The sequence below is a fragment of the Psychrobacter sp. APC 3279 genome (assembly GCF_030407795.1).
Lineage (GTDB): Bacteria > Pseudomonadota > Gammaproteobacteria > Pseudomonadales > Moraxellaceae > Psychrobacter.
This window is the reverse complement of record NZ_JASDCR010000043.1, coordinates 1-947: the sequence shown is the minus strand read 5'-3', so window position 1 is coordinate 947 and position 947 is coordinate 1. Positions and strand designations below refer to the sequence as shown.

The 947-nt window shown below is 46.7% G+C and carries 1 protein-coding gene; it reads right to left on the bottom strand.

What is annotated here, in order from left to right:
- The coding region (locus QL898_RS13730; RefSeq protein ID WP_290177191.1) for a Na+/H+ antiporter NhaC family protein at positions 1 to 947 on the bottom strand (947 nt) is incomplete at both ends.

Here is a 947-nt window from a genome sequence, read left to right as displayed (position 1 = left end):
ATCAGCACGTTAATGCTTAGTGCCGACATCGCTGCCGCAAATATCGCTCGCCCTGATGTCGTCAATGTGTCCTTAATACCAGATAGCAGTGCTGGCAAAATCCCTAATGCCGTTAACAGACCACCTAAGCTTAATGCCAGTATCACAATCGCCTGCGTAAAGAACATACTCTGTACACCGCCGCGCGACAGCATACCACCTACTTCCCCTAGCTCTAATGACTCAGCAGGGGCATACCCTCCAAACAGATAGCCGCCTAACTGACCAAAGCTTGGTGAGCTATGTACATAAGTAATGATCAGTGCCGCAGCAATCGTACAGATAATCGTATAAATCGCATTAACCCGAAACAGTGCTAGTCCGACTAATACGACAAAGGGTAATACCGAATATCCATGTACCAGACCACTGTCTATTAACTGTCCTTGTAATATGGTCACTTGACTCAGATCAGCGCTAGTCGTCTGTCCTGAGAACATCCAAAACAAGATCACCGTCAGTATCCACGCAGGTACGGTTGTATACATCATATTGCGAATGTGCTCAAACAGATCGATACCAACGACAGAGGACGCAATGGTACAAGTATCAGATAAGGGCGACATCTTATCGCCAAAGAACGCGCCTGATACTACTGCCCCTGCTGCTATCGCCACGTTGGCATCAAAGGCATTGCTCATTCCAATAAACGCCACGCCAAGCGTTGCTGCCGTCGTCAAACTACTACCCAATGCAATACCGATAATAGAGGTGAGTATAAAGGCAGAAATATAATAGTACTCAGGTGAGATAAGCTGAAAGCCCACATACATTAGTGTAGGTATAGCACCTGACATCATCAGAGCCGCAACCATCAGTCCAATAAAGAAGAACAAATAGATGGCACCAATACCGCGCATGACACCTGAGGCCATTTGCGCTTGCATGTCATCAAAGCTGAGTCCTTT